This is a genomic window from Flavobacterium sp., assembly GCF_044368625.1.
GTDB lineage: Bacteria > Bacteroidota > Bacteroidia > Flavobacteriales > Flavobacteriaceae > Flavobacterium.
Genome location: NZ_JBIPPD010000151.1, coordinates 1 through 8,090 on the forward strand (window position 1 = coordinate 1; position 8,090 = coordinate 8,090).

General features: G+C 33.7%; 8 protein-coding genes. 2 read left to right on the top strand and 6 right to left on the bottom strand.

All coding sequences use genetic code 11. The features are described from left to right. Both ACIQ2X_RS11250 and ACIQ2X_RS11255 read right to left on the bottom strand, forming a co-directional pair. Nucleotides 1-1,488, bottom strand: a 1,488-nt coding sequence (locus ACIQ2X_RS11250) for an AAA domain-containing protein (protein WP_396179017.1), incomplete at its 3' end; no start/stop codon positions are given. A gap of 61 nt (nt 1,489-1,549) precedes the next feature. Then, complete coding sequence (locus ACIQ2X_RS11255; RefSeq protein ID WP_396179018.1) at nt 1,550-2,134, bottom strand: NUDIX domain-containing protein; 585 nt, start codon at nt 2,132-2,134, stop codon at nt 1,550-1,552. Between the two features lie 189 nt (nt 2,135-2,323). On the opposite strand from ACIQ2X_RS11255, the gene ACIQ2X_RS11260 reads away from it, so the two are divergent. Both ACIQ2X_RS11260 and ACIQ2X_RS11265 read left to right on the top strand, forming a co-directional pair. After that, nucleotides 2,324-2,824 (top strand): hypothetical protein, encoded by a 501-nt coding sequence (locus ACIQ2X_RS11260; protein WP_396179019.1) that lies wholly within the window; start codon nt 2,324-2,326, stop codon nt 2,822-2,824. A 92-nt stretch (nt 2,825-2,916) separates the two neighbouring features. After that, nucleotides 2,917-3,651, top strand: coding sequence for a hypothetical protein (locus ACIQ2X_RS11265; protein WP_396179020.1), 735 nt, complete (start codon nt 2,917-2,919; stop codon nt 3,649-3,651). Here ACIQ2X_RS11265 and ACIQ2X_RS11270 read toward each other — a convergent pair. The 4 genes from ACIQ2X_RS11270 to trmD form a co-directional block, all read right to left on the bottom strand. Next, nucleotides 3,648-4,310 (bottom strand): thiamine diphosphokinase, encoded by a 663-nt coding sequence (locus ACIQ2X_RS11270; protein ID WP_396179021.1) that lies wholly within the window; start codon nt 4,308-4,310, stop codon nt 3,648-3,650. The two genes, ACIQ2X_RS11265 and ACIQ2X_RS11270, sit on opposite strands and share 4 nt — an antisense overlap. A gap of 84 nt (nt 4,311-4,394) precedes the next feature. Further along, the gene (locus ACIQ2X_RS11275; protein ID WP_396179022.1) at nt 4,395-6,614 is read right to left on the bottom strand and encodes an NADP-dependent isocitrate dehydrogenase; all 2,220 of its coding nucleotides are present in this window, start codon (nt 6,612-6,614) and stop codon (nt 4,395-4,397) included. Between the two features lie 243 nt (nt 6,615-6,857). After that, nucleotides 6,858-7,211 (bottom strand): 50S ribosomal protein L19, encoded by a 354-nt coding sequence (rplS, locus tag ACIQ2X_RS11280; protein WP_396179023.1) that lies wholly within the window; start codon nt 7,209-7,211, stop codon nt 6,858-6,860. A gap of 152 nt (nt 7,212-7,363) precedes the next feature. Continuing rightward, the gene (gene trmD / locus ACIQ2X_RS11285; RefSeq protein ID WP_396179024.1) at nt 7,364-8,053 is read right to left on the bottom strand and encodes a tRNA (guanosine(37)-N1)-methyltransferase TrmD; all 690 of its coding nucleotides are present in this window, start codon (nt 8,051-8,053) and stop codon (nt 7,364-7,366) included. Nucleotides 8,054-8,090 lie beyond the last annotated feature (37 nt).

Consider the following 8,090-nt stretch of genomic DNA (forward strand, 5'->3'; position numbering starts at 1 on the left):
CTCTTTTTCTAAAGCATTTATTATTTTTGATTTTAAGGTTACATAATCACCTTTTAAATTATTTAAATCTTTTATTTTTGACTCGATATTTAAATAGAAATTATCGGTTAAAATACTTGAGATTTTATTAATACTGTTTTGTAAAGAAAATCTATTTTTATTGGTTTCTAATTCAATTTTCGTAAAAATCAAATCGTCAAATGTTTCTGGAATTTTGTCTAAAAGCGATTCAAGAGCTTTATCAGTTTGTGCTGTGACTAAAACTCTTTTTCCCTGTGCTAAAAGTGAGCACAAAATATTTACAATAGTATGAGATTTTCCTGTTCCTGGCGGACCAGTTACAACTGTTAATCTATTTTTTAAATAGTTATCATAAATTTGTTTTTGTTCGTTGTTGTATGGTAATGGAAAAAAAACAGTAAAATCTTCTTTTGCATTTAAGTTAGTTAAATTTTGTTTTTGTTTTTCAAACAACTCGTCAATAAAGTAATTTGATTTTGGATAATGGTTTATGTATTTATTTTCAGGATTTCTAATTAACAAATTAAACAATTCAGACTTGCATTCATTTTGACTTTGAAAACCAATTATAGAATCAATTAATTTTTCAAAATTTCTTGGTTTCTTTTGTTTTATGTTTATTGCAGGCGAAAATGAAACTTTAAAAAAATCTAATTTATCTAATTCGGCTTTTGGTTTTAATACCGAATTTTCAAATGATGAATTCTCAGATATTGACTCTAAATTTTCAATTAATTCTACAAATTTAGGTTCGTAAATAAACTCGTTCCCAAATTTTTCAATTTCTCGCTCAAATGCACTAATTATATTTTGAAGATGATTATCTACAATTTGTAAACTGTTCAAAAACGAAAAATCGATGAATGGAATTTCTGAATCTGAAAAAGAGATTTTTATTGTATTTTTATTAGATAATGAAAGGGTTAATGGAAAATGGAATAAATGTTGATTTGTTTTCGAAATCTTATTCGAGTTATTTTGTTTATTATGTCTTATTAGTCCTATACTTAAAACAATTTCTAAGTTTGTGTCATTTATCAAATCATCATAAGCATTAAATAACTTATCATGAATTTTTTTGCACTTTTCAAATTTTTTAATTTTTGCAATTAATTGTTTTCCAATATCAGAATTTTGAAAATTTATCAGTTCATTTTCATCATTGTTAATACTGTAAAATTTATTTTTAGCTTCGTCAAATTTTATGGAAGAAATGAAATCACTTTGGATTGTAATATCAGGTTTAAATGGTTTTTCTAAAGCAAATACTATAGCTTGTTTTGTAAAACTGTTTGTAAATATTTTATTTAAATTTGTTTCACAAATTTTTGATTCTAAAAGAATTTCAACATCATCAATCCATATAAAATTTGACGCTATATTTTTTGAAAAAACATCTTTAACGCCTCTTTCGAGAAGTTTTTTATACTCTTTAAGAAAAGTTATGTATTGATTAATGACACTCATTAAATATAGAATTTTGATGATTTCAAATATAAATATTTTTTCTTTGCTATTTATTTGCTATTTAGTCAAATAAGGAGTTAATTTTAGCATGCTGCAACAACATAATGGTTTTAGCATCCACGATTTCGCCTGTTGCAATCATTTGGTAAGCGGTTTCAAAAGGCATTTCGATTATTTCAATATTTTCATGTTCGGAAGCCAAGCCACCACCGGCGCTTTTTTTCATACCATCGTCGTATTCGGCAATGAAAAAGTGGATAATTTCTGTTACTGCACCGGGAGACATATAGGCTTGAAATATTTTTTTCAGATCATGGATGTGATAACCCGTTTCTTCTTCAGTCTCACGAATAATAGTCTCTTCAGGATGTTCCTGTTCTAAAATTCCCGCACAAGCTTCAATTAAAAATCCCGATTCATTTTGGTTCAAATAGGTGGGAAGTCGGAACTGTTTGATCAGTACAACTGTCTTTTTCTCTTTATTGAAAAGTAAAATGGTCGCGCCATCGCCACGATCGTATACTTCTCGTTTTTGTAGTTCGATGCTGCCGTCTTCTTTGGTATATTCAAGTGTTATTTTAGAAAGCTTCGCCCAGTTGGCCGAGAGAATTTCAGTATTTTTAATGCTTACTTTTGGGGATTTCATCTGTAGGAATTTATGAATGCAAATTTACAAGGTAATTTCTGCATAAAGACGGTAAATGAGAATTTCTTCAAATAAAAAACATTGGTACATCTTAAAAACTTTTAAGTAAAAAAATGTTAACTTTTCAACGCAACCATTTAATGTAATGGAATCTTTGATGTGTAGTTAATTTTTAAAAATGAGACTTTTATGAACAAAATAGTAATTCGATTCTGTTGTTTTTTTTGTTTACTGATTGTATCTGTAAGCTGCATCAGACGTACCGATGATGATTTTTTCCCCACTTCACAATACAAAGCCGTGGTAATGAGTAGGGAGAATTTTGAAAACGCTGTTGGCACTTTTGCACCTCAAAATATAACGAAATCTGGGAAAATTTACATTTTCGACAACTTCTTATTTATAAGTGAAGTGAACGATGGTTTTCATGTATTTAATTATCAAGACCCAACAAATCCAATTCCCGTAAAGTACATAAAAGCGCCAGGAGCGACCGATTTGGCCATTAGAAATGGTGTTTTGTATATCAATCAAGCCACCGATTTAATCACTCTTAAATACAATGAGCAAACGTTATCTTTTGATTTAATGCATAGAAATGAAAATGTTTTCCCACAGAAAATAGCTCCTGATGGTTTTGAACAACAAATTGGTGCAAATGAAATAATTGTTAACTGGACTCAAAAATAAATAATATGAAACGCTTTTGACAAAATTTTGTCAAACGGTAAAATGTGTATAAAGGCGTTCCATGTATCATTAAAAAACAAATATTATATAAGATGAAAAGAACTATTATTTTTTTGCTACTGATACTAATTTTTATGGGTGGTTGTAATGCTGATGGCGAAACCAATGGCGCTTCGAATGATGGAACTGGAGGTTCATTGGCTATTTTTGCTTTAAAAGGAAATTATCTTTACACAGTTGATCAACAAAAGCTGAATGTTTTTTCGTTGATTAACCAAGAACAACCTGTAAAAGTAAATGATGTATTTGTTGGATTTGATATTGAAACACTATTTTCATATGAAAATTATTTATACATCGGTTCCAGAAATGGGATGTTTATTTATTCCATTGTAAATCCAGAAACACCCGTTTTATTGTCAAATGTGCAGCATTTAACTGCTTGTGATCCGGTTGTTTCTAACGGAAATTATTCTTTTGTAACTTTACATTCCAATACGGTTTGTGGAAACAACATCAATCTTTTAGAGGTGTATGATACATCTGATGCTTTAAATCCTGTTTTGTTACATTCTCGAAATTTATCTTTTCCAAAGGGTTTGGGATTGTACCATAATTACTTGTTTGTTTGTGATGACGTTATAAAAATATTTGATATTTCAACACCAGAAAACCCAATTTTAGTACACAGTTTAAATAAATTATGCTACGATGTGATTATCAAAGGCAGTGATTTATTTGCTATTGGCGAAAATAGTATGACCAGATATGCGTTAGACGAAACCAATATTACTAACATCGTATTAAAAAGTGAACTTACCTATTAATCCCAACATTCCATTAATAATAAATCGCCGCTTTTATGCGAAATGCTAACGATTCCGTCGTTTAAAACGGAGTTGCTACTGCCGGTTCGGTATCCAATAGTAAGTGTACCATTTTCTAATGGATATTCTAAATTTTCGGAAGAAATTCCTTCTACCGAACCAATCGGAATAAGGGAAAGAATGGTTTTTGCGGGATACCACTTTTGATATTTTTTTGGCAATTGAAAAATTTTTGAATAATCGTCTAGAATTACGATTTTCAATTCATTTTGATACCGTACGATGTTGGTTACATTCGAAATTGTATGATCGGCTCTTCGACCGGTAGCCCAAACCACATTTACGGCGGGAATTTTTCGTTCGATTAAATAGTCGAAAGCTTTTTCTAAATCAGTTTTGTTTTGATTGGGAGTATGCACAATTTCAATGGGATATTGTGAATTTTTATAGTTGTAAGCGTCAAAATTTCGGTCGAAATCACCCAGTAAAACGTCCACTTTAATTCCTAATTCGGCTACACGAGTCATCGCCGAATCCAAAACCACGACAAGTGGGGACCATTCCAACAGTTGACCTAAAAGTTCGGAACTGCAACTTTCGCCGTTTGCAATAATGAGAGCTGGTTCTTGGTCGTCGCGAACGATGTGATGGGATGACATTTACTCGGTTTTAAGATCATTTGTAAATATAAAAAAAGACGGCTTTACTAAAGCCGTCTTTTCAAAATCATTTTGATTTTTTTATTATAGCTTCGCTAGTGTAGCATTAAAAGTAACACTTGGTCGCATGGCTTTATCCGTCAATTCAAAATTAGGATTGTAATAGCCTTTTATTTCTTGAGGTTTTCCTTGGGCTGCAATCAATTCTGCGTTGATTTTATCTTCATTTTCAGTAAGTTCTTTTGCAACTGGAGCGAAAATCGTTTTCAGTTCAGCGTCTTTATCTTGAGCAGCTAAAGCTTGGGCCCAATATAAGGCCAAGTAAAAATGAGAACCTCGGTTATCAATTTGTCCAATTTTTCGAGACGGTGATTTGTCGGTTTCTAAGAATTTTTCGGTAGCCAAGTCCAAAGCTTCAGCTATTACAAGCGCTTTTGCATTGTTGTTATTTTGACCTAAAAATTCAAGAGAAGCGCCAAGTGCCAAGAATTCGCCTAACGAATCCCAACGCAAATAGCCTTCTTCAATGAACTGCTCAATATGTTTTGGAGCCGATCCACCCGCACCTGTTTCGAATAAACCTCCGCCATTCATTAATGGTACAATCGAAAGCATTTTAGCCGAAGTTCCTACTTCCAGAATTGGGAATAAATCGGTTAGGTAGTCTCGTAAAACATTTCCGGTTACTGAAATGGTGTCTTGTCCTTTGATGATTCTTTCTAAAGAGAAATTGGTGGCATCAACAGGATTCATAATGTGAATTTCTAATCCTGTTAAATCGTGGTTTTTTAAATATAATTGTACTTTTTTAGTCACTTCACGGTCGTGTGCTCTATTTTCGTCCAACCAAAAAACAGCGGGAGTATTGGAAAGTCGAGCACGATTTACGGCTAATTTAACCCAATCTTGAATGGGAGCGTCTTTCACTTGACACATTCTGAAAATATCGCCAGATTCCACTTCTTGTTCCAATAAAACAGTCCCGTTATTATCGATAATTTGTACCGTTCCCGCTAGAACTTTACGAAATGTTTTGTCGTGCGATCCGTATTCTTCTGCTTTTTGAGCCATCAATCCCACGTTAGCAACACTACCCATAGTTGTGGGGTCGAAAGCGCCATTTTTTTTGCAAAAATCAATGGTTGCTTGGTATAATCCTGCATACGAACGGTCTGGAATAACGGCCAACGTATCTTGTAATTTTCCTTCTTTATTATACATTTTTCCAGAAGAACGAATCATGGCCGGCATTGATGCATCGACGATAACGTCGGACGGAACATGCAAGTTGGTAATTCCTTTGTCCGAATTTACCATTGCCAAAGCAGGACCTTCTGCCATCGCTTTATCTAAATCAGCTTCAATTTCTTGTTGTTTTGGATGTCCTTTTATTTTTTCATATAACGAAGCGAGACCGTTTCTAGAATCTACTTGAAGTGCCGCAAATTCGGTAGCGTATTTCTCAAAAACATTAGCAAAAAACACTTCGACAATAGCACCAAAAATAATCGGGTCGGAAACCTTCATCATCGTAGCTTTTAAGTGTACGGATAACAAAATTCCTTTTGCTTTTGCTTCTTCCATTTCCTTCGAAATAAAAGATTTTAACGCACTTATCTTTAAAACCGCACTGTCGATAATTTCACCAGAAACTAACGGACTCGCTTTTTTCATTATTTTTATGGTTCCGTCTTTTTGAACTAACTGAATGGTATAACTGCTTTGTTGGTCGATAGTAATTGACTTTTCACTTCCGTAAAAATCATCTTTTGGCATACTAGCCACTGCTGTTTTTGAATCTGCCGACCAAGCTCCCATGTAATGTGGGTGTTTTTTAGCGTAATTTTTTACTGCTTTTGGAGCACGACGGTCTGAGTTTCCTTCGCGTAAAACGGGATTTACTGCCGAACCTAAAACTTTGGCATACGCCGCTTTGATTTTAGTTTCTTCCTCAGAAGTTGGATTGTCTGGATAATTGGGAACCGCAATTCCGTGTGATTGAAGTTCGGCAATCGCATCTTTCAATTGCGGAATAGAAGCAGAAATATTGGGAAGTTTGATAATGTTTGCTTCGGGTGTAGTAGCTAATTTTCCCAATTCAGATAAAGCATCTTCGGTTTGTTGATTTTCGTTAACGTAGGAAGGAAAATTTGAAATAATTCTCGAAGCTAATGAAATATTTTTGGGTTGAATTACAATTCCTGCAGGAGCGGTGAATGCTTGTACAATTGGTAAAAAGGAATGTGTAGCAAGCATCGGAGCTTCGTCGGTAATGGTATAAAAAATAGTGGATTTTTTTGACATAAATTTGAATTTTTGAGCTTTTTATTGCGCGACAAATATACTAAAAACCACTTGATTAATAATTGATACAACCAGCGAAAACGTTATAATTGTCAATTTGTCAATAGGAAGGACAAGAATTATCGATTTGGTAATTTTAGGCTGTAAAAATTATGTAATTGTATTTTCCAGCAATTACTGAATTTAAAAAAAAGCAAAAAAAAACTCCGATATGCATCGGAGTTTTTACTTTCAAGAAGAAAATTAGAATCTTCTTTTATCTTTAATCTTGGCTTTTTTACCAGTAAGTTCTCTGAAGTAGAAAATTCTAGCTCTACGAACAGCACCTTTTTTGTTGATTTCGATTTTTTGTAAAGCCGGTAAGTTTACTGGGAAGATACGCTCTACACCAACTGAACCTGACATTTTACGAATAGTGAATGTTTCTGTTGTTCCAGAACCTCTTCTTTGAATTACAACTCCTTTAAAAAACTGAGTTCTTGTTTTTTCACCCTCTCTAATTTCGTAGTAAACGGTGATTGTGTCTCCTGCTCCAAAAGCTGGGAATTCTTTTCTTGTAACAAATTCGTCTTGAACGAACTTCATTAAATCTGCCATGATAGTTTTAATTATGGTTTTAAATCAGACCAACATTCGCGCCTTTCGCCAGAGGTTGATCCAATGAGGGTGCAAAAGTAAATAAAAAAGTTTAAAGTTTAAAGTTTTTTCTTGTTTAAAGTTTAGGAGCTCTTGAATAGGAACTTTAAACTTTAAACAAATTTTTGATCTTCCAACAAATCCGGCCTTCTGTTCTTAGTATGTTCATACGCCATATCCTCTCTCCACTGGTCGATTTTAGCAAAATGACCGCTCGTTAACACCTCCGGAACCTTCCAACCTTTGTAATCGGCAGGTCTTGTATATATAGGTCCTGAAAGCAAATTATCCTGAAAACTATCGGTCAAAGCTGAAGTTTCGTCGCTCAAAACACCTGGAATCAATCGGATTAACGCGTCCGAAAGTACCAAAGCTCCCAATTCGCCGCCCGATAAAACATAGTCGCCAATCGAAATTTCTTTGGTAATAAAATGGTCGCGAACCCGTTGATCAACGCCTTTATAATGTCCACACAAAATGATGATGTTTTGATACATCGACATGGTATTGGCCATTTTTTGGTTCAGCGTTTCGCCATCGGGCGTCATGTAAATAATTTCGTCGTAGGTGCGTTCTTCTTTTAATTTTGAAATACAAGCATCAATAGGTTGTACTGTCATCACCATTCCTGCACCACCGCCAAATGGGTAATCATCGACTGATTTTTGCTTATTAGTCGTGTAATCACGTAAATTATGGAAATGCACTTCCACTAATCCTTTGTCAATCGCTCTTTTCATAATCGATGCTTCAAAAGGACTTCGCAATAATTCGGGTAAAATGGTAATGATATCTATTCGCATACTTCTAGTTTCAAGTGTCCAAAGGTACAAAGTTTAG

Bases quoted from the DNA above. Each gene is read 5' to 3' on its own strand.
- ACIQ2X_RS11255 (WP_396179018.1), bottom strand. From the start codon at position 2,134: ATGAAATCCCCAAAAGTAAGCATTAAAAATACTGAAATTCTCTCGGCC.
- ACIQ2X_RS11260 (WP_396179019.1), top strand. From the start codon at position 2,324: ATGAACAAAATAGTAATTCGATTCTGTTGTTTTTTTTGTTTACTGATT.
- ACIQ2X_RS11265 (WP_396179020.1), top strand. From the start codon at position 2,917: ATGAAAAGAACTATTATTTTTTTGCTACTGATACTAATTTTTATGGGT.
- ACIQ2X_RS11270 (WP_396179021.1), bottom strand. From the start codon at position 4,310: ATGTCATCCCATCACATCGTTCGCGACGACCAAGAACCAGCTCTCATT.
- ACIQ2X_RS11275 (WP_396179022.1), bottom strand. From the start codon at position 6,614: ATGTCAAAAAAATCCACTATTTTTTATACCATTACCGACGAAGCTCCG.
- rplS (WP_396179023.1), bottom strand. From the start codon at position 7,211: ATGGCAGATTTAATGAAGTTCGTTCAAGACGAATTTGTTACAAGAAAA.
- trmD (WP_396179024.1), bottom strand. From the start codon at position 8,053: ATGCGAATAGATATCATTACCATTTTACCCGAATTATTGCGAAGTCCT.